General features: G+C 66.0%; 17 protein-coding genes and 1 pseudogene. 5 read left to right on the top strand and 13 right to left on the bottom strand.

From position 1 onward, the window contains the following. Positions 1-21: 21 nt before the first annotated feature. A complete protein-coding gene (locus tag ABIB24_RS19210; protein WP_354317015.1) occupies positions 22-4,923 on the top strand; it encodes an alpha-2-macroglobulin family protein in 4,902 nt (1,633 codons plus the stop codon). 161 nt (positions 4,924-5,084) lie between these two features. Here the strand turns inward: ABIB24_RS19210 and ABIB24_RS19205 are convergent, their stop codons facing one another. Then, positions 5,085-5,378, bottom strand: coding sequence for a hypothetical protein (locus ABIB24_RS19205; protein ID WP_025337571.1), 294 nt, complete (start codon positions 5,376-5,378; stop codon positions 5,085-5,087). 77 nt (positions 5,379-5,455) lie between these two features. Between ABIB24_RS19205 and pbpC the strand changes: the two genes are divergently transcribed. Beyond that, positions 5,456-7,810, top strand: coding sequence for a peptidoglycan glycosyltransferase PbpC (gene pbpC / locus ABIB24_RS19200; RefSeq protein WP_354317013.1), 2,355 nt, complete (start codon positions 5,456-5,458; stop codon positions 7,808-7,810). A gap of 213 nt (positions 7,811-8,023) precedes the next feature. Further along, positions 8,024-9,688, top strand: coding sequence for a ShlB/FhaC/HecB family hemolysin secretion/activation protein (locus ABIB24_RS19195; protein WP_354317012.1), 1,665 nt, complete (start codon positions 8,024-8,026; stop codon positions 9,686-9,688). Positions 9,689-9,823: 135 nt separating this feature from the next. On the opposite strand, the gene ABIB24_RS19190 is transcribed toward ABIB24_RS19195, so the two are convergent. The 8 genes from ABIB24_RS19190 to ABIB24_RS19155 all read right to left on the bottom strand — a co-directional run bounded on the left by ABIB24_RS19190 (position 9,824) and on the right by ABIB24_RS19155 (position 16,160). Next, positions 9,824-10,600, bottom strand: coding sequence for a response regulator transcription factor (locus ABIB24_RS19190; protein WP_274078648.1), 777 nt, complete (start codon positions 10,598-10,600; stop codon positions 9,824-9,826). Positions 10,601-10,719: 119 nt separating this feature from the next. Further along, on the bottom strand, positions 10,720-11,190 hold the full coding sequence (locus ABIB24_RS19185; RefSeq protein WP_274078647.1) for a prepilin peptidase: 471 nt from the start codon (positions 11,188-11,190) through the stop codon (positions 10,720-10,722). Between the two features lie 275 nt (positions 11,191-11,465). Then, positions 11,466-12,035, bottom strand: a complete 570-nt coding sequence (locus tag ABIB24_RS19180) for a DUF4136 domain-containing protein (protein ID WP_075044499.1) — start codon at positions 12,033-12,035, stop codon at positions 11,466-11,468. Between the two features lie 19 nt (positions 12,036-12,054). After that, entirely contained in the window at positions 12,055-12,690 is a 636-nt protein-coding gene (locus ABIB24_RS19175; protein ID WP_085617875.1) for a DUF4136 domain-containing protein, read from the bottom strand. A gap of 21 nt (positions 12,691-12,711) precedes the next feature. Continuing rightward, entirely contained in the window at positions 12,712-13,461 is a 750-nt protein-coding gene (locus ABIB24_RS19170; RefSeq protein WP_015268825.1) for a methyltransferase domain-containing protein, read from the bottom strand. Beyond that, positions 13,458-13,763 carry a MazG-like family protein gene (locus ABIB24_RS19165; RefSeq protein ID WP_013970728.1) on the bottom strand — a complete coding sequence of 102 codons (306 nt, stop codon included), beginning with the start codon at positions 13,761-13,763 and terminating at the stop codon, positions 13,458-13,460. The genes ABIB24_RS19170 and ABIB24_RS19165 overlap by 4 nt, the downstream gene beginning before the upstream one ends. Before the next feature lie 190 nt (positions 13,764-13,953). Further along, positions 13,954-14,805 (bottom strand): MaoC family dehydratase, encoded by an 852-nt coding sequence (locus ABIB24_RS19160; RefSeq protein ID WP_354317011.1) that lies wholly within the window; start codon positions 14,803-14,805, stop codon positions 13,954-13,956. A gap of 2 nt (positions 14,806-14,807) precedes the next feature. Continuing rightward, positions 14,808-16,160, bottom strand: coding sequence for a 3-oxoacyl-ACP reductase (locus ABIB24_RS19155; protein WP_354317009.1), 1,353 nt, complete (start codon positions 16,158-16,160; stop codon positions 14,808-14,810). Positions 16,161-16,278: 118 nt separating this feature from the next. Here ABIB24_RS19155 and ABIB24_RS19150 point away from each other — a divergent pair, with 118 nt between their 5' ends. Together ABIB24_RS19150 and ABIB24_RS19145 are read left to right on the top strand one after the other, a co-directional pair. Then, the gene (locus ABIB24_RS19150) at positions 16,279-17,556 is read left to right on the top strand and encodes an acetyl-CoA C-acetyltransferase (RefSeq protein ID WP_354317008.1); all 1,278 of its coding nucleotides are present in this window, start codon (positions 16,279-16,281) and stop codon (positions 17,554-17,556) included. A 195-nt stretch (positions 17,557-17,751) separates the two neighbouring features. After that, on the top strand, positions 17,752-18,531 hold the full coding sequence (locus ABIB24_RS19145; protein WP_075044504.1) for an AraC family transcriptional regulator: 780 nt from the start codon (positions 17,752-17,754) through the stop codon (positions 18,529-18,531). Between the two features lie 126 nt (positions 18,532-18,657). Here the strand turns inward: ABIB24_RS19145 and ABIB24_RS26925 are convergent, their stop codons facing one another. From ABIB24_RS26925 to ABIB24_RS19130, 4 genes and pseudogenes are all read right to left on the bottom strand, one after another. Continuing rightward, the gene (locus tag ABIB24_RS26925; protein ID WP_371053097.1) at positions 18,658-19,386 is read right to left on the bottom strand and encodes a methyl-accepting chemotaxis protein; all 729 of its coding nucleotides are present in this window, start codon (positions 19,384-19,386) and stop codon (positions 18,658-18,660) included. A 129-nt stretch (positions 19,387-19,515) separates the two neighbouring features. After that, positions 19,516-20,445 (bottom strand): annotated as a pseudogene (locus ABIB24_RS26920) (cache domain-containing sensor histidine kinase); the annotation flags it as partial. A 324-nt stretch (positions 20,446-20,769) separates the two neighbouring features. Next, on the bottom strand, positions 20,770-21,180 hold the full coding sequence (cueR, locus tag ABIB24_RS19135) for a Cu(I)-responsive transcriptional regulator (RefSeq protein ID WP_025337583.1): 411 nt from the start codon (positions 21,178-21,180) through the stop codon (positions 20,770-20,772). After that, positions 21,177-23,576, bottom strand: a complete 2,400-nt coding sequence (locus tag ABIB24_RS19130; RefSeq protein ID WP_137162917.1) for a heavy metal translocating P-type ATPase — start codon at positions 23,574-23,576, stop codon at positions 21,177-21,179. The genes cueR and ABIB24_RS19130 overlap by 4 nt, the downstream gene beginning before the upstream one ends. Positions 23,577-23,593: the final 17 nt, after the last annotated feature.

Genomic DNA, 23,593 nt, shown 5'->3' with positions numbered 1-23,593 from the left:
GCTGCCTAAGAGTTCTACTCCATGTTCAACAAAGGATTGTTGCTGGCCTGCGCGCTGGCTTTGCTCAGTGCCTGTGACTCTTCGACGCCGGACAAGCCGGCGCCATCCGAAAAGCCGGCGGCCACAGCGCCCGCCGCCACCCCGGCACCCCAACGCGAAGACCCGGCCGTACTCGCCAAACGCTACGAGGGCCGCGAGCTGACGGTGCTGGATGTTTCCGAAGTGCAACTCGATGGCGCCGCGACGCTGTCGATCAGCTTCTCCGCGCCGCTGGATGCCAAGCAGGACTTCGCCAGCAAAGTGCACCTGGTCGACACCGTCAAAGGCAAGCTCGACGGCGCCTGGGAGCTCTCCGACAACCAGATGGAGCTGCGCCTGCGCCACCTGGAGCCGCAGCGCAAGCTGGTGCTGACCGTCGACAAGGGCCTGCTGGCGGTCAATGGCAAGCAACTGGACAGCGAGTCGATCAGCCGCCTGGAAACCCGCGACATGCAGCCGACCATCGGCTTCGCCAGCCGCGGTTCGCTGCTGCCCACGCGCCTGGCCGAGGGCCTGCCGGTGATCGCCCTCAACGTCGACAAGGTCGATGTCGAGTTCTTCCGCGTGAAGCCGGACATGCTCTCGACCTTCCTGGTCAACTGGGGGCGCAACAGCAGCCTTTACTACTACCAGTCCAAGGAAACCCTGGACATGGCCGATCTGGTCTACAGCGGCCGCTTCGACCTCAACCCCGCACGCAACACCCGCGAGACCGTGCTGCTGCCGATCGCCGGCATCAAGCCGCTGCAGGAGCCAGGCGTGTACCTGGCGGTGATGCGAGCCTCGGGCACCTACGACTACTCGCAACCAGCGACCCTGTTCACTCTTAGCGACATCGGTGTGTCCGCGCATCGCTACCGCGACCGCCTCGATGTGTTCGCCCAGGCCCTGGAAGGTGGCAAGGCGATGAACGGCGTCAACCTGGAAATCCATGACGACAAGGGCAAGCTGCTGGCCCAGGCCAGCACCGATAGCGATGGCCATGCCCAGCTGCCGATCACGCCCAAGGCCGACACGTTGATCGCCACCCAGGGTGTGCACACCACCCTGCTGCGCCTGAGCAGCGCGGCGCTGGACCTGGCCGAGTTCGACATCACCGGCCCGCAGGCCAACCCGCTGCAGTTCTTCATCTTCGGCCCGCGTGACCTGTATCGCCCCGGTGAAACGGTGTTGCTCAACGGCCTGCTGCGCGACCAGGACGGCAAGCCGGTCAAGGCGCAGCCAGTGAGCGTGGAAGTGCGTCGCCCGGATGAGCAGGTCAGCCGCAAGTTCGTCTGGGAAGCCGACGGCAATGGCCTGTACCAGTACCAGCTGCAGCTGGCCAGCGAGGCCCCGACCGGCCGCTGGCAACTGCTGCTCGACCTGGGCGGCGGGCGCAAGCAGGTGTATGAATTCCTCGTCGAAGACTTCCTGCCCGAGCGCCTGGCGCTGGAACTCAAGGGCAGCAGCAAACCGTTGTCTCCGGATCAGGATGCGCGCATCCAGGTCAATGGCCGTTACCTCTACGGCGCCCCGGCTGCCGGCAACCGCCTGAGCGGCCAGGCCTATGTTCGCCCGCTGCGCGAGGCGGTACCGGCGCTGCCTGGCTATCAGTTCGGCTCGGTCACCGAAACCGAGCTGAACCAGGACCTGGAGCTGGACGAAGTCACCCTCGACCAGGCCGGCAAGGCCGTGGTCGATATCGAAAGCCGCTGGGCCGAAGCCCGCTCGCCGCTGCAACTGACCGTACAGGCCAGCCTGCAGGAGTCCGGTGGCCGGCCGATCACCCGGCGCCTGGAACAACCCATCTGGCCGGCCGAGCGCCTGCCAGGCCTGCGTGGCCTGTTCGACGGCGAGGAAACCGACAGTGACGGGCCGGTGGAGTTCGAGTTCCTGGTGGCCGACCGCAACGGCAAGAAGCTGGCGGCCAACGACCTCAAGGTGCGGCTGGTACGCGAGCGCCGCGACTACTACTGGAACTACTCGCAGAGCGATGGCTGGAGCTACGCCTACAACGAGAAATTCCTCACCCAGAGCGAAGAGACCGTCAGCGTCAAGGCCGGCTCCACCGCCAAGCTGAGCTTCCAGGTGGAATGGGGCCCGTACCGTGTCGAGGTGGAGGATCCGGAGACGGGCCTGGTGTCCAGCGCGCGCTTCTGGGCCGGCTACCGCGCCCAGGACAACGCCGAAGGCGGCGCGGTGCGACCGGACCAGGTCAAGCTGGCACTGGACAAACCGGCCTACGCCGACGGCGCTACCGCCAAGGTCACCGTCACCCCGCCCGCAGCCGGCAGTGGCTACCTGATGATCGAGTCCAGCGATGGCCCGCTGTGGTGGCAGGAGATCGACGTGCCCGCCGAAGGCAAGACGTTCGACGTGCAACTGGACAAGCAGTGGGCCCGCCACGACCTGTACATCAGCGCGCTGGTGATCCGCCCGGGTGAGCGCAAGGCCAACGCCACGCCGAAGCGCGCGGTGGGCGTGCTGCACCTGCCGCTGAACCGCGCCGAGCGCAAGCTGGCGGTGAGCCTGCAGGCACCGGAGAAAATGCGCCCGAAACAGCCGCTGACCGTGAAGGTCAAGGCTGCAAATGCCGATGGCAGCGTGCCTGAACAGGTGCATGTGCTGTTGTCGGCGGTGGACGTGGGCATCCTCAACATCACCGACTTCAAGACCCCCGACCCGTTCGCCAGCCTGTTCGGGCGCAAGGCTTACGGTGCTGACCAGCTGGATATCTACGGCCAGTTGATCGAAGCCGGCCAGGGCCGCCTGGCCAGCCTGGCATTTGGTGGTGACGCAGCGATGGCCAAGGGTGGCAAGCGCCCCAACACCACGGTGACCATCGTCGCCCAGCAGAGCCTGCCGGTGACCCTGGACGACAAGGGCGAGGGCCAGGCCACGGTCGATATCCCTGACTTCAATGGCGAACTGCGGCTGATGGCCCAGGCCTGGACCGAGGAACAGTTCGGCATGGCCGAAGGCAAGACCGTGGTCGCCGCGCCGTTGATCGCCGAGCTCTCGGCACCGCGTTTCCTGGCCGGTGGCGACCGCACCAGCCTGGCGCTGGACCTGGCCAACCTGTCGGGCCGTGCCCAGCAGCTGAACGTTGAAATCAGCACTGAAGGGCAGCTGAGCCTGGCGGCCAACGCCGTGCAGAACGTTGCCCTGGCTGAAGGCCAGCGCTCGACGCTGATGATCCCGGTACAGGCCCAGGGAGGTCTGGGGCAGGGCAAGGTGCATGTGCGGGTCACTGGCCTGCAACTGCCGAACGAGCCGACCGGCGCGTTCGAGCGCGAGTGGACGCTGGGCGTGCGCCCGGCCTACCCGGCGATGCTCAAGCACTACCGCGTGGCCTTGAAGGACCAGCCATGGACCCTGCCTGAAGCAGACCTGGCCGCCTTCGAACCCGCCGGGCTTGAAGCCAGCCTGGCCTTGTCGAGCCGGCCACCGCTGAACCTGGCCGAGCAGATCCGTGCCCTCGAAGCCTACCCCTACGGTTGCCTGGAGCAGACCACCAGCGGCCTCTACCCGTCGCTGTATGCCGATGCCGACAGCCTCAAGCGCCTGGGCATCAAGGGTGAGCCAGCCGATGTGCGCAAGCGCAAGATCGAGATGGGTATCGAGCACCTGCTGGGCATGCAGCGTTACAACGGCAGCTTCGGCCTGTGGAGCTCGGACAGCGAAGAAGAATACTGGCTGACCGCCTATGTCACCGACTTCCTGCTGCGCGCCCGTGACCAAGGCTATGGTGTGCCGGCCGAAGCGCTGAAGAAGGCCAGCGAGCGCCTGCTGCGCTACCTGCAGGAGCGCAACCTGATCGAAGTCGACTACAGCGAGAACGCCGAACACACCCGCTTCGCCGTGCAGGCCTATGCGGCATTGGTGCTGTCGCGCAGCCAGCAGGCGCCGCTGGGTGCCCTGCGTGGCCTGTTCGAACGCCGCGCCGACGCCCGCTCTGGCCTGCCACTGGTGCAACTGGCGGTGGCGCTGGACAAGATGGGCGACAAGCCGCGTGCCGAGCAGGCCCTGCAGGCAGGCCTGGGCATCAGCCGCGGTAAAGGCTGGATGGCCGACTATGGTAGCGCCCTGCGCGACCAGGCACTGATCCTGGCGCTGCTGCAGGAAAGCAACCTGGCCAGCCGCCAGGTCGACCAGCGCCTGTTCGCCCTGTCGGATGAGCTGGCGGCCAACCGCTGGCTGTCGACCCAGGAGCGTAATGCGCTGTTCCTGGCCGGCCGTGGCCTGCTAGGCAAGCCGGAAGGCCAGTGGCAGGCGCGCCTGGACAGCGCGGGCGAAGTGCGCGAGTTCAACAATGCCGAGGCCGGCATGAAGCTCGAAGGCCCGTTGCTGGCTTCGCCATTGAGTGTGCAGAACCAAGGCAGCGAAACGCTGTACCAGCAACTGACCTTGTCGGGTTACCCACGCCAGGCGCCTGCGGCCGGTGGCAACGGCATGCAGATCCGCCGTGAGTACCTGGGCATGAATGGCCAGCCGTTGGACCTGCACAACCTGCGCAGCGGTGACCTGGTGCTGGTGCACCTGGCGCTCAAGGCCGAAGACCGGGTGCCGGATGCGCTGGTGGTGGACTTGCTACCGGCAGGCCTGGAACTGGAGAACCAGAACCTGGCGCAGAGTGCCGCCAGCCTGGACAACGCCAGCAGTGCGGTGAAGGAATGGCGCGAGTCGATGCAGAATGCCAGCGTGGTGCACCAGGAGTATCGCGATGACCGTTATGTCGCTGCGCTCAAGCTGGACAGTTACGGCACCACCCACCTGCTGTACCTGGCTCGGGCAGTGACCCCAGGCACCTACCGCGTGCCGCCGCCGCAGGTCGAATCGATGTACCGGCCAAACCTGCAGGCTGTGGGGGATGGGCAAGGGGAGATGACCGTAAAAGCCCGCTAAGCACCTGCCTTGCGCGCACTATGTGGGAGCGGCCTTGTGTCGCGAAAGGGCCGCAAAGCGGCCCCGGCATTTCAAGCGGCGGAGCTGAGATCCTGGGGCTGCTGCGCAGCCCTTTCGCGACACAAGGCCGCTCCCACAGGTCCGAGCCGGGCAGTTCAATGTCAGTGAATCACCCAGCTCATCACCCACAACCCCAGCAGCAGCCAGATGATCCCGAGGATGATCGAGGCGCGCATGAACGCGCGGATTGCCGAGTACAGCAGCACCAGCCCGATGATCAGGGCGAGGATGCTGAGCAGCGAGGTCTCCATGCCCAAGGTGCGCGCCAGGCCATCGATGAAATTGCCACCGGCACTGGCCAGCAGGTTGAACAGCCCGCTCAATGCGTCGACGATGAAGCGGATCAACGACCCCAGCGCCTGGCCCAGCCACTCGAAAAAACCTTCTACATGCATAGTTGCTTCCTGATGAACGAATCGGCGATGTTGCCGTTCCCAAGCCTTTGGCCATCACCTGGCCAGGTCGGTTCCCGATGCCAAGCTTAACGCGGCCGCGTACCCGTGCGGGCAGGCTGTTGCGCGCCACAGTGATCGGCATGCTGGTGCTGTTCGGCCTGTTGTGGCTGGCCGACCGCCTCTGGCCGCTGCCCATGCCCGGCGACGACCTGGCCCGGGTGGTGCTGGCCGAGGACGGCACGCCGTTGTGGCGCTTTGCCGATGCCGATGGCGTGTGGCGCTACCCGGTCAGCCCCGACGAGGTCTCGCCGCTGTATCTGCAGGCGCTGCTGACCTACGAGGACCGCTGGTTCTACAGCCACCCCGGGGTCAACCCGTTGGCCCTGGCCCGCGCAGCCTGGCTGAACCTGCGTGGCGGGCGTGTGGTGTCGGGCGGCAGCACGCTGTCGATGCAGGTCGCGCGCCTGCTCGACCCGCATGAACGCACCCTGGCCGGCAAAATGCGCCAGCTGTGGCGCACGGCGCAGCTGGAATGGCATTTGTCCAAGCGCGAAATCCTGCAGATCTACCTGGACCGCGCGCCTTTCGGCGGCACCCTGCAGGGCGTGGCGGCCGCCAGTTGGGCATACCTGGGCAAGTCGCCCATGCACCTGACCCCGGCCGAAGCGGCGCTGCTGGCCGTGCTGCCCCAGGCGCCCAGCCGCCTGCGCCCGGACCGCCACCCCGAGCGTGCCCAGCGCGCCCGGGACAAAGTGCTGCAACGCCTGGCCGAATACCAGGTGTGGCCGGCCCAGCAAATCCGTGAGGCAGGTGAAGAACCGCTGGTGCTGGCGCCACGTCAGGAACCGGCCCTGGCGCCGCTGCTGGCCCGGCGCCTGAACAGCGCCGACAGCCCGCCGCTGATCCGCACCACGCTCGACGCCGCGCTGCAGCGGCGCCTCGAAGACCTGCTGCTGGGCTGGCGCGCACGGTTGCCGGAGCGCACCTCCGCCGCCATCCTGGTGGTCGATGCGCAGACCATGGCGGTGCGTGCCTACCTGGGCTCCATCGACCTGGCCGACGAGCGCCGCTTCGGGCATGTCGACATGGTGCGTTCGTTGCGCTCGCCGGGCTCCACCCTCAAGCCGTTCCTCTACGGCATGGCGCTGGATGACGGCCTGATCCATTCCGAGTCGTTGCTGCAGGATGTGCCGCGACGCTATGGCGACTATCGCCCCGGCAACTTCTCCATGGGGTTCAGCGGGCCGGTGTCTGCCAGTTCGGCGCTGGCGCTGTCGCTCAACCTGCCGGCGGTGCAGCTGCTGGAGGCCTACGGCCCGAAACGCTTTGCCGCGCAACTGCGCATGGCGGGCATGCCGCTGATACTGCCGCCCCTGGCCGAGCCCAACCTGTCATTGATCCTGGGGGGCGCGGGCAGCCGCCTGGAGGATCTGGTGGGTGGCTACGCTGCGCTGGCGCGTGGTGGCAACAGTGCGCGGGTACGCCTGCAACCGCAGGATCCGTTGCTGGAACGGCGCCTGCTGTCACCAGGGGCTGCTTGGATCATCCGGCGTATCCTCAGCGGCCAGGCGCGCCCCGACCGCGACCCGCATGCCGAGCTGGTACAACGCCCGCAACTGGCCTGGAAAACCGGCACCAGCTATGGCTTTCGCGATGCCTGGTCGATCGGTGTGGGCCCGCGCTACCTGATCGGCGTATGGATCGGCCGCCCCGACGGCACACCGGTACCCGGCCAATTCGGGCTTGCTTCGGCGGCGCCGCTGATGCTGCAGGTGCACGACCTGCTGAGCAACCGTGACAGCCAGCGTGGCATCGGCGTGCCGGTGGAGCGGGTGCCTGCCAATGTTGGCGTGGCGGCGATCTGTTGGCCGCTGGGCCAGCCGATGAACAAACAGGACCGCAACTGCCGGCGTCAGCGTTTCGCCTGGACCCTGGACGGCACTACGCCGCCAACCCTGCAGGCCGCCGACCAGCCACTCGGCCTGGGCCTGCGCGAAAGCGTATGGGTCAACGACCAGGGGCTGCGCGTCGATGGCAGTTGCCCGGGCGCCAAGGCCCGCGACATCGCCCTATGGCCCGCCCCGCTGGAGCCTTGGCTGCCACGCGTGGAACGGCGTGCGGCGCGCCTGCCGGCCATCGACCCGGCCTGCCCGCCGCAGGTGCCGGCCAGCGCGCCACCGCTTTCGATCGTGGGCGTGCGCCCGGGCGACAACCTGCGCCGCCCGGCCACCAGCAGCGAACCGTTGCAACTGTATGTGTCGGCGCTGGGCGGCGGCGGGCGGCGCTGGTGGTTCCTCAACGGCCAGCCATTGGGCGAAACCCAGGGGCAGGACAGCCTGCTGGTGCGCTTCCAACAGGTAGGCCAGGCGGAAATCAGCGCGCTGGATGAAAGCGGCGAGACGGCGCGCGTGGCGTTCCAGGTCAGCGAGTAGCTGTTCGACGAGGGCCGAGGCAGCACCTACGCTTGCAAGTAACGGGTGTGACCGGCTGGCGCCCCTGATGCCTGTCAGTCAAGCAATTTGGGGCCGCTTTGCGGCCCTTCGCGGGCACGCCCGCTCCCACAGTTCAGGAAATGCGCGATCTCGGTGGGAGCGGGCACGCCCGCGAAGGGCTGCAACGCAGCCCCAGGGAACATGGAGCGCCCTATGCGTCCTCTGGCCGTGCCCCTGTTGTTGCTGCCTTGGGCGCTTGCGGCCCATGCCGAGCCTTTGCCGGGTTTTCTCGACAGCCATGAGTACGAACGTCGCCTGCCCGGCGCCAACCTGCCGATAGACGCCTACCGCCCGGTCAGCGCTCACCTGCAGCTGGCCGGGGTGGATGGCGACAGCCCCGCGTGGGCGCCTGCGGATACCCCGCTGGTGCTGCATAAAGTGCGCTTCGAAGGCGGCACGGTGTTCCCCTTGAGCGACCTGCGCGAACACTACCAACCGCTGATCGGGCGTCAGACCACGTTGGGCGAGCTGCAGCAGTACACCGCGCGTCTGACCCAGCGCTATCGGCAGGAAGGCTACCTGTTGTCATACGCCTACCTGCCGCCGCAGGAGGTGGCCGATGGCCGGGTCAATGTGGTGCTGGTCGAAGGCTATATCCGTGATTACCGCGTGGACGGCGATATTGGCCCGGCCAGCGCCTATCTGCACCAGCTGCTGGAGCGGCTTGCCACCGAGCGCCCGCTGACCCGGGAAACGCTGGAGCGCTACCTGGGCCTGGCCGAGCGCCTGCCGGGGGTGACGATAGAGCCGCAGCTGGCCGTGGCGCAAACCGCTGATGGTGCTGCGCGGTTGACCGTGCATGCGCAGCGCAAGCCGTTCAGTGCTGCTGTTACCGTTGCTGATGGCAACCGCGACGATGCGCAGGCGCTGCTGACGGCAACCAGCCACGCCCAGACCCGCTTTGCCGAACAGATCGAGGCCAGCCTGTTGCTGCCGCCGGGGGATGACCAAGTGCATTACCAGCGCCTGGCCTACAGCCAGTACCTGGACGCGGGCGGCAGCCAGCTGCTGCTGTCGGCTTCGCGCTACCGCAGCGAGCCCGGCACGCGGATTCGTCTGGACGATGGCCGTGACATCACCCGCAAGCGCGACAGCGATCGCTATGCGATCGGCCTGCGCCAGCCGGTGATCGTCAGGCCGGATGAATGGATGGTGGTGCAGGGGCAGGTGTATTCGGTCAGTGAGCACTTCGAGGACCGGGTGGATGGGTTGCCATCGGCACGGGACTACGACACCTACGTGCGTGCGCTGTCATTCGAGGGCGACTGGCGCAAGGTGGAAGAGGGCCGTTTGCGTATCGTCAGCGCCGGGGTCTATCAGGGCCTGGATTACCTGGGGGCGCGCAGCGATGCCGACTACAATCTGGATTTTCTGCGGTTGCGGCTTTCCGGCCTGCAAAGTGACACGTTGCTCGGTAACTGGCAGGGGGTGATGTCCGGGGCGTTGTACTGGAGTGATGACCGCTTGCCCGACAGCGAGCGTGCGGGGTTTGGCGGGCAGAGTTTCGGCCGTGGCTACCCGCGCGACCAGGCGGACGGGGACAAGGGCTGGGGTGTGGCTTACGAGGTGAATTACAGCATGCACGCCAACTGGCTGGCGTTGGTGCAGCCCTATGCGGTGTTGGATACGGCGCAGGCCTGGCATAACCGGGGGCCTGTGGAGGATGCCCACCTGGCTTCGGCGGCGCTTGGTGTGCGGTTGGGCGATGGGCGCTTGTTCAATGTGGCGCTGGAGCTGGCCAAGCCTTTGGCGGATGTGGCATTGGACAGCCTAAATCGTGGGCCACGCGTGACGTTAAAACTGGCTATCCAGTTGTAACAGGTGAACCGAGGATCTGTAGGAGCAGCCTTGTGCTGCGAAGAGGCCATTTCAGGCGCAATCTTTTGTAAGCCATGAGGGCCCTTTCGCAGCGCAAGGCTGCTCCTACAAAAAAGCGGTGCGCCTATCGGTAACTCAATGGGTAGTAAACCGCTGATGCACCGGCGACGAACTGGGTGTCAGCGCCAGGGCCAGCTGGGTGCGGTTGTGCATGTGGGTCAGGCGCAGCACCTGCGACACATACAGCTTCACGGTGTTCTCGGTAATGCCCAGCTCACAGGCGATCTGGTAGTTGGTCTTGCCCTTGCCCACCAGGCGGGCCACCTCCAGCTGGCGTGGCGACAGCTTCCCGAACGCCGCTGGCAGCTCGCTTTCGCTTTCTTCCACATCCGTGGCACGTCGATGAGTACCTTGGCCCCGGGCCTTTTCCAAATCCTGGTAGAGCTCGTCAATCGATTCGGCCAGATCCTGCAGGCGCTGATTCAATCCGCCGAGGTCGTGGAAGTTGCGCTGGCGTTCCAGCAATGCCTCTTCCTGCCGACGTACGCCTTCAAGCAGTTCATCGAGCTCCACCGGCTTCTGGTAGTAATCGGCAAAGCCTTCGCGCAGCGCGCGGATCACGTCCTGTTTCTCGGCACGCCCGGTCAACATGATGGCTTCGAACATGCGCTGGCTGCCGTCGACCTCCTTCAGGGTGCGCATCAGTTCAACGCCATCCCGTCCCGGCATGTGCAGGTCGCAGATAAGCAGACCGATGGCTGGGTCTGCCATATAGCGCTCGATGGCTTCGTCAGCAGAATGGGCCGGTACGCAAACATAGCCCTTGGTTTCGAGGAATTCACAGAGTTGTTCGACAATGACCGGTTGGTCATCCACCACCAAAACCTTCAACTCACTCACTTGTCTGGACACGATCCACTCCCTGTTCGTATACGGCCCTGCTCCCGGGCCAGACGCTCTGGCAGTTTAAAAGTAGTCGCACCAAGCGAATATGTACAAGTTTTGTACAAGGTGTCGGACCACAGGCTAGCTCATTGGACCCATACCGCTGTCAACAGAAAGCCGGCCAGCACATAGGGGACGAACGCCTGCTTGTCACCCATTTCTTCGGTCAGGGCCTGCAAACGCTTTTTCACCTTTGGGTTGAGCAAGGTCCACAGGCGCCGGCGGGTGAGCAGCCACAGCAGCACGCTGACACCGGCGCCGATGAAGGTGCCAAGCACGTATTGCGGGCTGGTGGCCAGGGCCAGGGCGCCCATCAGCTTGACGTCATCGGCGCCTAAACGGCCGAGCATGTAACCGGGCAGCGTCAGCAGCATGACGATGGCCAGCGCCCAGCCTGCATCGCTGGCATCGGCACCGATCCAGCTGTGGCCGGTGGCGAACAGCCAGGCTAGGGCGCAGGTAGCCACGCCAAGGGTGAGCATGTTGGATATCTGGCGTTGACGCACGTCCTGTTCGGAGCACAAGGCAAGCCACAGCAGGAGAACAATGCTTTGCATTGGCAGGTCGCCCTTCCCAAATGTTGAACACATCTACCCGGTCAGTCAGGTTTCCTTAAGTGAAGATAGACGGGAACCTGCGGGGAGTGGAGCGGGAGAAAGAAAAAGGCGTGGCCGGGATGGATTTTGTCGTAGCTGGCACAGGTACTTGCCGTTGAAAATCCTGCGCGACCCCTGTGGGAGCGGGCGAGCCCGTGCCATCCACCGCGGTGCCTGCTTCGCGGGCATGCCCGCTCCCACAGGTCCGCGGCGCCCATGGAGTTTGTGTTTGAACGTTACTTCTTGCTCCCCGGCGGGTAGTTGGCCAACACCTTGGTCACGGTGTTCTGGATCGCGCTGTTGCGTTCCTCGGGGCTTGGCGGGTAGTTGTTCATGATCTGCTCGGCACTGCCGCGCCACACCAGCTTGCTGTCACGCCCATCGAAGAGGTCGATCTGGATGGTGGCGACCTTGTAGTCGACGCTGCGGGTTTCGTTGTACATCGGCCCACCCCAGTAGCCGCCCCAGTAGCCCCCCCAGCCACCGCCGTAGTTGGTGGTGATCTGTTGCTGGCGCTGCTCGACGATCAGGTACGCGCGCACTGTCAGGTCTGGCCGCGCGCCACTTTGCACCGGGCGCAGGCCGCGCTGGTCGAGTTGGTTTGCCACTGCCTGGCGAATGCGCTGCTCGGTCAGGTCGCTCTTGATTCGTGGGTCGTCCGGGCGGTACTGCAGGCCTGGTTCCTGCCATGCCCAGCTGCGGTAGGCGGCAAAGTCACGGCTGGCATCGAAATCCTGCTGGACGTTATTGCTGGAGCAGGCGGCGAGCAACAACGCGAATGACAGTAGAACGAGACGGCGCAACATGATGGTTCTCCGTTGGATATCAACTGGGAGGATAGCCGTTGAGCGCCTTGTGCACAGAATCGCGCAGGGCGCTTTCGCGTTCACGCGGCGAGTCCTTGTCGCTGCCGCTTTCGGCGCTGGCACTCCATACCGGCTGGCCGCTGCGGGCGTCGTACAGGTCGATACGCACCACCATCACTTGCACCTCATAGGTGCGCACGATGGGCACGCTGGCATAGCCACCATAGCCATGGCGGTAGCCGCCATAACCGACACCACCGTAGGGGTACGGGCCGTAGTAAGGGTCGTAGGCATCGTAGTCACGTACCTGGCGCAAGCGCTTTTCCAGGCGTATGTCGGCGCTGACCAGCAAGTCGCCGGGGCCGCCCCGGGCGGGGCGCAGGCCATGCTGGTCCAGCGCGCCGCTGACGGCATCGGCCAGTTGCCCCGGGTCGGTATCGACCGAGCCACTGGGCAACTGGCCGTTGCGCCAACTCCAGCTACGGTAGTGCCCGTAATCTCGGGCCGGTGTCGGGTAGGCACTGGCATCGAAGGTGCTGGCCGCCTGGGCAGGCGCCGGTGGTAACGGGCGGCTGCTGGCCACATAGGGGTTGCTGCCCTGGCAGCCAGCCAGGGCAAGCGGCAGCACGGCCAGGCACAACAGACGGTACGGCATGTATTCCTCCCGGCGGGCAGGTCAGCGGGGGCGGCAGACCCAGTGCAGGTAGCGGCCGAGCCCGGCGAAGCTGGGGTGTCGACGGTAGGCCAGTTCCATTTCCAGCAGGTCGAGCAGCTCGGCCTTGCCTTGGAATTCCTTGGGCATGTAGTCGTGGAACACCCGCACGCCACTTTCGCTTTCAACCTGCCACATAGGATCAAGTTGCGCCCTGAGTTCGCGTGGATCAAGCGGTTTTTGCGGGGTCAGGCTCTGCTTTTCACCTTCCAGCCGGTTGCTGCGCAACTTGCGGAAATGGCCCTTGAGCAGGTTGCGATAGACCAGGGCGTCGCGGTTGTAGAAGGCCAGCGACAGCCACCCGGAAGGGGCCGTGAGCTGGTGCAGCACCGGCAGGATGCTTTCGGGCTCGGCCAGCCATTCGAGTACGGCGTGGCATAGCACCAGGTCGTAGGGTTCGGTCAGCTGGCCGAGCAGGTCTTGCCAGGGGGCCTGGATGAAGGTGGCCGGTTGGCCGGCTTCGGCAAAGCGCGCCCGTGCGCCGTCGAGCATCGGCGCGGCGGGTTCGGCCAGGGTCAGCTGGTGGCCGCGCTGGGCCAGCCACAAGGCCATGTGACCCAACCCGGCACCAATGTCGAGGATGCGCAGCGGGCGGTCGGGCAGTGCTTCGGCCAGGTCGGCCTGCAGCACGGCCAGGCGGATGGCGCCCTTGGCGCCGCCGTAGATCTTCTCGGCAAAGCGGGTGGCCAGCTCATCGAAGTGACGGTCGTTCATCGGGCGAAGCGCCTCTCGCTGTCGGCCAGCTTGGCTCGCACTACCTGGTCCATGTCCAGGCCCAGTTCGCTGCACAGCAGCAACAGGTACAGCACCACATCGCCGATTTCCTGGCCGGCATGGGCCAGCTTGTCGGCGGGCAGCTGGCGCGATTGGTCTTCGCTCAGCCACTGGAAGATTTCCACCAGCTCGGCCATTTCGACGCTGGCGGCCATGGCCAGGTTCTTCGGGCTGTGGAAGCCACGCCAGTCGTTGTTGTCGCGGATCTGGTGCAGGCGTTGGGTGAGTTCTTGCAGGTTCATCGGGGGTCTCCTAATGCTGCATAGCTTCTGCGCAGGCCCGATGCAAAGCAAGCGTATACCGCCAAGACAGGCATGCTCCCTGTAGGAGCGGCCTTGTGTCGCGATGGGGCGCGAAGCGGCCCCAAATTATCAGCTTCGCCGCTGGCATCGCCGGGGCCGCTTTGCGGCCCATCGCGACACAAGGCCGCTCCTACAGAGGTGCCCAGCGCCCGACCATATGCAGAACCCCTCCATGCCCATCCAGCCGCAGCTCTCCCGCAGCCCCCGCCTCACTGGCACCGAGCACCACCTCCGACGGCAACCGCACCGGTTTGCGGAAATCCACCTCGAAGGCATAGCCACTGTGCGGCAGGTGCCCGCGCAGTGCCGCCAGGGCCATGGCCTTGCTCCACATGCCATGGGCAATGGCCGTGGGGAAGCCGAACAGCCGCGCACTGGCTGCGCTGAGGTGGATCGGGTTGTAGTCCCCGCAGACCTTGGCATAACGCCGGCCGATATCGCTGTCGGCGTACCAGCGGGTCGCCTCTGGCAACGCTTGCGGTTCGTCCTCGGCAGGCTCACCTGCCTCGCTTTCCAGCTTCAACCCGCGCACCAGCATGCGGCTGGTCTCGCGCCAGAGCAGGCCGATGCCGTCTTCGGCTTCGGTGACCAGGTCGAAGGTGCCGCCCTTGGCATGCGCTTGCAGATTGCCTGCATGCACCGCAAAGCGCAGCCCTTCGATACCGCCCAGTGGGCGCAGCACCTCGATGCGGTTGTGCAGGTGCACCAGGCCGAGCAGCGGGAAGGGGAAGTTTGGCGCGGTCATCAACTGCAACTGCAGCGTGAACGCCATGACATGTGGATAAGTACCCGGCAGGCGGCCATCGTCGGTGAAGTGGCACAGCCGACGATAAGCGGCCAGGTTGCTCGGCTGGACGCGGATGAAGCAGCGCAGGCCGTCGTCCGGCAGCTGGTCGCCGCTGATGCTGCGCTTGCTGGCCGCGCGTAGGTACAGGCTGGCGCGCGAAGCCGGGCTGTGCAGGTCGTGCCAGTGTCGGCTCATGTTCAGGCCCCCATCAAGGCCTGGCCGCATACCCGCAGCACCTGGCCGTTGACTGCGCCGGAGCCCGGCTGGCTGAGCCAGGCGATGGCTTCGGCGACATCCTGCGGGCGGCCGCCCTGGCCCAGCGAACTCAAGCGTCGCCCGGCCTCGCGCAGGCCCATGGGCATGGCGGCGGTCATGTGGGTTTCGATGAAACCGGGTGCCACGGCATTGATGCTGCCGCCGCGCTCGGCGAGCCGGGGCGCCCACGCCTGGGCCAGGCCGATCAGCCCGGCCTTGCTCGCGGCATAGTTGGCCTGCCCGCGATTGCCGGCGATGCCGCTGACCGAGGCCAGCAGGGTGATACGTGCGTTTTCACCCAGGGCGCCGTTGTCGTACAGCGCCTGGGTCAGCACCTGCGGTGCCTTGAGGTTGACCGCCAGCACCGCGTCCCAGTATTCCGGGGTCATATTGGCCAGGGTCTTGTCACGGGTGATACCGGCGTTGTGCACCACGATGTCGATGCCATCGGGCAGGGCTGCAAGCAGTTGCGTTGCCGCGTCGCCGGCGCAGATGTCCAGGGGCAGCGCCTTGCCGCCCAGGCGTGCGGCCAGGGCGTCGAGGTCCTGGCTAGCTTGCGGCACATCCAGCAGCAGTACGTCGGCACCGTCCCGGGCCAGGGTTTCGGCAATGGCGGCACCGATGCCGCGCGCGGCACCGGTTACCAGGGCGCGGCGCCCAGCCAGCGGCCGGGTCCAGTCCTCGACCTGGCTGGCGCAGGCATGCAGGCGCAGCACCTGGCCGGAGATGAAGGCGCTTTTGGGCGAGAGGAAGAAGCGCAGGGCACCTTCCAGCTGGTCTTCCGCGCCGGGGCCGACATACAGCAATTGCGCGGTCGCACCGTTGCGCAGTTCCTTGGCCAGCGAGCGGTTGAAGCCTTCCAGGGCCCGTTGGGCAATGCTGGCCAACGGGTCGTCGAGGCTTTCTGGTGCGCGGCCCAGCACCACCACATGGGCGCACGGCGCCAGGCTGCGCAGCAGTGGCTGGAAAAATTCGCGCAACTGCTTCAACGCGTCGCTGTCGGACAGGTGACTGGCATCGAATACCACGGCCTTGATCTTCGGCCCCAGGCCAGCCACCCACGCTTCGGCCTGGAGTTTGTCGGTATTGAAGCTGTAAAGCGTGTCGGTTAGGCGCGGGGCAATGGCTTCGACCTGGCTCGCCAGTGGCCCGCCACCCAGTACCAGGGCACCCTCGACCGGGCGCAGGCGGCCGGCCTGCCAGCGCTCCAGCGGCGCCGGGCGTGGCAGGCCAAGGGCATCCACAAGACGGCGGCCGAGGTTGGAGTTGGCAAAGCCGAGGTAGCGATCGCTCATGAGTGGGTCTCCCGGAAGGCAAGCTTGAAAGTGTGGACCAACTTTGTGGCAAGGTCGTTCGAATGCGGTAAAAACACCTAGGCTGTACGGATCAAATTGTTTCAGGAGGAACAAGCGCATGCGTTCACTTCGCCGGGTCGCGATCCTGGGCGGCAACCGAATTCCCTTCGCCCGCTCCAATGGCGCCTACGCCACGGCCAGCAACCAGGCGATGCTCACCGTCGCCCTCGAAGGGCTGATCGAACGCTACCGCTTGCATGGGTTGCGCATGGGGGAAGTGGTGGCCGGTGCGGTGCTCAAGCACTCGCGTGACATGAACCTGACCCGTGAGTGCGTGCTGGGCTCGCGGCTGTCGCCGCAGACGCCGGCCTACGACATCCAGCAAGCCTGCGGCACCGGGCTGGAGGCGGCGTTGCTGGTGGCCAACAAGATTGCCCTGGGGCAGATCGACTGCGGCATTGCCGGCGGCGTGGACACCACCTCCGATGCGCCGATTGCGGTAAACGAAGGCCTGCGCCACATCTTGCTGCAGGCCAACCGCGGCAAAAGCCTGGGCGAGCGGCTCAAGCCATTCCTCAAGCTGCGCCCTCACCACCTGAAGCCCGAATTGCCGCGCAACGGCGAGCCGCGCACCGGGTTGTCGATGGGCGAGCATTGCGAACGCATGGCCCAGGCCTGGCGCATTGGCCGTGCCGAACAGGACGAGCTGGCGCTGCTCAGCCACCAGGCGCTGGCTGCCGCGTATGCCGAAGGTTGGCAGGATGACCTGCTGACGCCGTTTCTGTCGTTGACCCGTGATAACAACCTGCGCCCCGACCTGACCCTGGAGCAACTGGCCAGGCTCAAGCCGGCCTTCGATCGCAGCGGGCAGGGCACGCTGACGGCGGGCAATTCCACACCGCTGACCGATGGTGCTTCGCTGGTGTTGCTGGGCAGCGAGGAATGGGCCGAGCAGCAGGGGCTGTCGGTGCTGGCCTATCTGGTCGATGGCGAAACCGCTGCGGTGGATTTCGTCAATGGTCGCGAAGGCTTGCTGATGGCGCCGGTGTATGCGGTGCCGCGGCTGCTGGCGCGCAATGGCCTGACGCTGCAGGACTTTGACTATTACGAGATTCACGAAGCCTTTGCTGCCCAGGTGCTGTGCACGCTCAAGGCCTGGGAAGATGCCGATTATTGCCGTGAGCGGTTGGGGCTGGATGCGCCGCTCGGGGCGATCGACCGCAGCAAGCTCAACGTCAAGGGCAGTTCGCTGGCGGCCGGGCACCCGTTTGCCGCGACCGGGGGGCGGATATTGGCCAACCTGGCCAAGTTGCTGGCGAGGGCGGGGAAGGGGCGGGGGTTGATTTCGATCTGTGCGGCGGGTGGGCAGGGGGTGACCGTCATCGTCGAGCGCTGAAGCCACGCCTTGTGGGAGCGGCCTTGCGTCGCGAAAGGGGCGCGAAGCGGCCCCGGGGTTTCAGCGTCACAGCAAAAATTGTTGGGGCCGCTTTGCGGCCCTTTCGCGACACAAGGCCGCTCCCACAGAGACCGCGCCTGACTTGACCACGAATCAGCTGTTAGGCTTGTCTGGTCAGAACTACAAGAAACCGCCATGCCGATCATCGGACACCCCCGCGCCATACCGGCGCTGGACTACCTGCCCAGGCCACTCTATGCCCGTGCCGAAAGCCTCGGCGCCGGCTCCTGGACCACCCGCCACCAGCACGACTGGGTGCAGTTCTCCTACGCCATCAGCGGCGTTCTCGGGGTGTATACCCACGAAGGCAGCTACTTCGCCCCGCCCCAGTGGGGCGTGTGGATACCAGCCGATGCCGAACACGAAGTGGTCACCTCTATGCAGGCCGAAATGCGCAGCCTTTACGTGCGCCGGGATGCCTGCCCGTGGGCACCGGAGCAATGCCGGGTACTGGAAGTGACCCCGCTGGCGCGCGAACTGATCAAGCAGTTCTGCCTGTTCCCGGCCGACTACCCGGAGGGTGACAGCGCCGAGGCGCGGCTGGTGGCGGTGCTGCTCGACCAGTTGCGCATGCTGCCCGAGGTCGGTTTTTCGCTGCCACTGCCACGGCACCCGGGGTTGCTGGCGCTGTGCAATGGTCTGATCGCTGCACCGGACCAGTCGCAGACCTTGCAGCAGTGGGCGCGAGAGTTGGGGTGCTCGGAGAAGACGCTGATGCGGCTGTTCCAGCGGGAGACGGGCTTGAGTTTTCGCAACTGGCGGCAGCGTATGCGGCTGTTGTCATCGCTGGCGTTGCTGGAGGCGGGGGAGAGTGTGACCGAGGCGGCGTTGGGGTGTGGGTATGACTCCACCTCGGCTTACATTGCGGCGTTCAAGCAATTGTTCGGCGCGACGCCAGGAGAATTGAGGCTTTAGTGATTGGTCGCCTGTGCCGGCCTCTTCGCGGGCGCGCCCGCTCCCACAGGATCACCGCAGCTTTGCAAGCTGTGCAGTACCTGTGGGAGCGGGCGTGCCCGCGAAGAGGCCGGCGCAGGCAACACATCAGGTACGGAACCTGCGCACCAGCGCATCCAGCTCATTGGACAACCCGGCCAGGCTCTCCGAATCCATCCGCGCCGCCTGGGCCAGTTCGGCCACCAGTTGCGCATCGCCGTGAATCTGGCTGATGTGCCGGTTGATGTCCTCGGCCACCTGGTGCTGCTCTTCGGCCGCCGTGGCGATCTGGGTGTTCATGTCGCGGATCACATCCACCGACTCGCGGATCTGCCCGAAGCTGTCACGGGCCAGGCCGATGCGGCTCACCGACTGCTGTGAAACCTCCAGGCTGGCGTGCATCTGTGCGGCCACTTCGGCAGTGCGGCTGGCCAGGTTGCCCAGCAGGCCGTCGATCTCGGCGGTGGAGTCGGCAGTGCGCTTGGCCAGCGCCCGCACCTCGTCGGCAACCACGGCAAAGCCACGGCCCTGCTCGCCGGCCCGGGCCGCTTCGATGGCGGCGTTGAGCGCCAGCAGGTTGGTCTGTTCGGCAATCGAGCGGATGGTGCCGAGGATCGACTGGATGGCGTTGCTGTCACGCTCCAGCTGCTGGATCGACTGCGCCGACTGCTCGATCTCCTGGCTCAGGCGATCGACGCTATGTACCGCGGCATCGATCTGCTGCTGGCCTTCGCGGGCCTGTTGCTGGCCGCTATCGGCCGACTGCGCCGCCTGGCTGCAGGAACGTGCCACTTCGTTGGCAGTGGCGACCATTTCGTGGAAGGCGGTAGAGACCATGTCCACCGCTTCGCGCTGGCGGCCTGCAGCTTCGGCCATGTCGCTGGAAACGCGGGTCGAGCTGCTGGAGGTGCTGAGGATCTTGCTGGCGGCAGCACCGATGTGCTGGATCAGGCTGCGAATGGCACCGAGGAACTGGTTGAACCAGCTGGCCAGTTGCGCGGTTTCGTCGCGGCCACGGATCTCCAGGTTGCGGGTCAGGTCGCCCTCGCCCTGGGCGATATCTTCCAGGCCGCTGGTGACGCTGTTGATCGGGCGTACGATCAGCTTGGCGAAGGTGGCACCGACCACGGCGAACAGCGCGGCCAGTACCAGGGCCACCACGCCGATCAGCCAGGTCAGGCGGGTGGTGGTCTGCATCACTTCGCTTTGTTCGATCAGGCCGATCAAGGTCCAGCCCAGCTGTTCGTCCGGGTAGATGTTGGCCATGTAGCGCACGCCATTCAGCTCCACTTCGGCCAGCCCCTTGCCGTGCTTGGCCAGCTCGGCGTAGCCGTCGCCAAAGCTCGCCAGTTGCTTGAAGTTGTGCTTGGCGTCACGAGGGTCGACCAGTACGTTGCCGTTGTTTTCCACCAGTAGCACGTAGCCGCTTTCGCCCAGCTTGATCTGCTGGACGATCTCGGTGAGGCCTTTGAGCGAGACGTCGACGTTGACCACGCCGCCAGGGTTGCCCAATTGGTTGGCGACGGTGCGCACGGTGCTGACCAGCACGGCGTCGTCGGCAGCCCAGTAGTAGGCGCCGGTACGCAGGGTTTTGCCAGGGTTGGCCATGGCCAATTGGTACCAGGGGCGGGTGCGCGGGTCGTAATTGACGAACTTCTGCCCGGCCGGCCAGCCGACGTAACCACCGTCATTCACCCCGTAGGACAGGTACGCATAGCTGGGATGCGTGGTGGCCAGGCGGGTCATGAACTCCAGCAGCTTGCTGGCCTGGTCGCCCAGTTCATAGGACGGGGTTGCGCTCATGTACTTGTTCAGTTCGCTACCCGTGGCGGCGACCATCGGCTGCGCAGCCAGGTACTCGACGTTCTGGTTGATGCCCTGGAAGAAGATGTTCATCGCGTTGCTGACCTGGCGGATTTCCCGGCTGCTGCCATCGAGGAATCCGTCGCGGGCTTCGCCACGCAGGTTGAGGACCACCAGGGTGGCCACAAGGACGATGGGCAAGCCGGCGATGACCGCGAATGCCCAGGTCAGTTTCTGTTTGATGCTCATCGACGCTCCCGGATTTTTTATTTTCGATACACGAGGCAGGTAACAATTGCATCGGCAGCATCCGGGTTTAATGTAGGGAAACGCCCGTATTTATTGGATAAAGTCGCAGTTGGTGACTATTCGGTCGTGTTTGGACGTATATGGCATACCAAAGGGGCGCGGGGTGGCTCAGTGACAGCAGCCGCCCGTAGCACCATTGGCCAGGTCCTTCAGGATCGGGCAGTCCGGGCGCTCGTCTCCCTGGCAGTGCGAGACCAGTTCGCCGAGGGTGTCGCGCAGGCTCACCAGCTCTTCGATGCGCCGGTTCAGTTCAGCGATGTGCTGCGTGGCCAGCGCTTTCACATCGGCGCTGGCGCGCTGGCGGTCCTGCCACAAGGTCAGCAGCTTGCCGACCTCTTCGAGGGAAAAGCCCAGGTCGCGGGAGCGCTTGATGAAGGCCAGGCTGTGCAAGTCTTCCGCCTGGTACAGGCGGTAGCCGCTGTCGCTGCGCGTGGCGGGCTTGAGCAGGCCAATGGACTCGTAGTAACGGATCATCTTGGTGCTGAGCCCGCTGCGGCGGGCGGCCTGGCCGATGTTCATGGAGCCTCCTGGGTGTTGCTGGTGGGTTTCCACGCCTTGAGCCATAGCGCGTTGCTCACCACGCTGACGCTGGACAGGGCCATGGCGGCGCCGGCCAGTACCGGGTTGAGGTAACCCAGCGCGGCCAGCGGGATGCCGATCAGGTTATAGATGAACGCCCAGAACAGGTTCTGGCGGATCTTCGCATAGGTCTTGCGGCTGATCTCCAGGGCGGCCGGTACCAGGCGTGGGTCGCCGCGCATCAGGGTGATGCCGGCGGCCTGCATGGCCACGTCGGTACCGCCCCCCATGGCAATGCCGATATCGGCGGCGGCCAGCGCCGGCGCATCATTGATGCCATCACCGACCATGGCGACCACGCCATCCTGCTTGAGTGCAGCCACGGTCGCGGCCTTGTCGGCCGGCAGCACTTCGGCATGCACGTCGTCGATGCCCAGGGCATCGGCCACCACTTTGGCGCTGCCGCGGTTGTCGCCGGTCAGCAGGTGGCTGCTGATGTGTTGCGCGTGCAGGGTATCGATCGCCTGCTCGGCACCGGGCTTGAGGCTGTCACCAAAGGCGAACAGGCCCAGCACCCGCGGCTGTGCGCCGCGTTCGATCAGCCATGACAGGGTGCGCCCCTCGGCTTCCCAGGCCTGGGCCTTGGCGGCCAGGTCGCCGGGTGGCAGGGCGCTTTCATCGAGCAGGCGGCGGTTGCCCAGGGCCAGTTCGCGGCCTTCCACGCGCCCGGCGATACCACGCCCGGTCAGCGACTGGCTGTCGGCAACGTCAGGCACATCCAGACCCTGTTCGGCACAGGCATCCAGTACCGCCTTGGCCAGCGGGTGTTCGCTGCCGCGCTGCAGGGCACCGGCCAGGCGGTGCAGGTCGGCGCTGCTGCCCACCTGCGCCTGGCTGTGGACAACGCGCGGGCTGCCAGAGGTGAGGGTGCCGGTCTTGTCGAACACCACACGGTTGACCGCATGGGCGCGCTCCAGGGCTTCGGCGTCCTTGATCAGGATGCCATGGCGGGCGGCGACCCCGGTGCCGGCCATGATCGCGGCGGGTGTGGCCAGACCGAGGGCGCAGGGGCAGGCGATGACCAGTACCGCGACGGCATTGATCAGCGCGGTTTCCAGTGGCGCGCCGGCCAGCCACCAACCGACCAGGGTAATCAGCGCCAGTACCAGCACTGCCGGGACGAATACCTGGCTGACCCGGTCGACCAGCTTCTGGATCGGTGCCTTGGCCGCCTGGGCGTCTTCCACCAGGCGGATGATGCGTGCCAGCACGGTTTCGGTGCCCAGTGCCTGAGTGCGTACCAGCAGCCGGCCTTCGCCGTTGATGGCGCCACCGGTGACGCTGTCGCCGGGCTGCTTGGGCACCGGCAGGCTCTCGCCGCTGATCAAGGCTTCATCGGCATGGCTGCTGCCGTCTTCGACCACGCCATCGACCGGGAAGCGCTCGCCGGGTTTGACCAGTATCAGGTCGCCGAGGCGCAGTTGGGCAATGGCCACGTCTTCTTCCCGGCCATCGACCAGGCGCACGGCCCGTTCCGGGCGCAGGGCCTCGAGGGCACGGATGGCGCTGGCGGTCTGGCGCTTGGCACGGCTTTCCAGGTACTTGCCCAGCAGCACCAGGGCAATCACCACGGCCGAGGCTTCGAAGTACAGGTGAGGGGCCATGCCGGTGGGGGCCTGCGCCCACTGGTACAGGCTCAGGCCGTAGCCGGCGCTGGTGCCCAGGGCTACCAGCAGGTCCATGTTGCCAGTCCCGGCGCGCACGGCTTTCCAGGCGGCCACGTAGAACCGCGCGCCGAGAATGAACTGCACCGGCGTGGCCAGCAGGAACTGCACCCACGCTGGCAACATCCAGTGCACGCCAAACGGCTGCACCAGCATTGGCACCACCAACGGCAGGGCGAGCAGCAACGCTGCGCCGACCGCCAGGCGTTCGTTACGCAGGCGGTGCTGGGCAGCGTGCTGGTCGTCCCTGGCGGTTTGCGGCAGGCTGGCGCTGTAGCCGGCCTTTTGCACGGCGTCGATCAGCAGGTTGTCGTCGAGGGCCGCGAGCACTTCGAGGTGCGCGCGTTCGCTGGCCAGGTTGACGCTGACCTGTTCAACCCCCGGCAGCTTGCCGAGGGCGCGCTCTACGCGGCCGACGCAACTGGCGCAGGTCATGCCGCCAATCTGCAGTTCGACGGTGCGGGTGGGCACGCCATAGCCGGCTTCGCGTACGGCGTCGACCAGCGCGGGCAAGCTGTTGGCCGGGGCCTGGACCCGGGCCTGTTCGGTGGCGAGGTTGACGCTGACCTGTTCAGCGCCGGTGACCTTGCGCAGGGCGCGCTCGACCCGGCCGGCACAGCTGGCGCAGGTCATGCCGGAGATCGGCAGGTCGTATGTGGTGGATGCGGGCATGGCTCTCCTCCTTGGAC

The organism is Pseudomonas sp. UYEF17, assembly GCF_040546125.1.
In the GTDB taxonomy this organism is placed as follows: domain Bacteria; phylum Pseudomonadota; class Gammaproteobacteria; order Pseudomonadales; family Pseudomonadaceae; genus Aquipseudomonas; species Aquipseudomonas putida_Z.
This window is presented reverse-complemented; position numbering and strand designations above follow the sequence as displayed.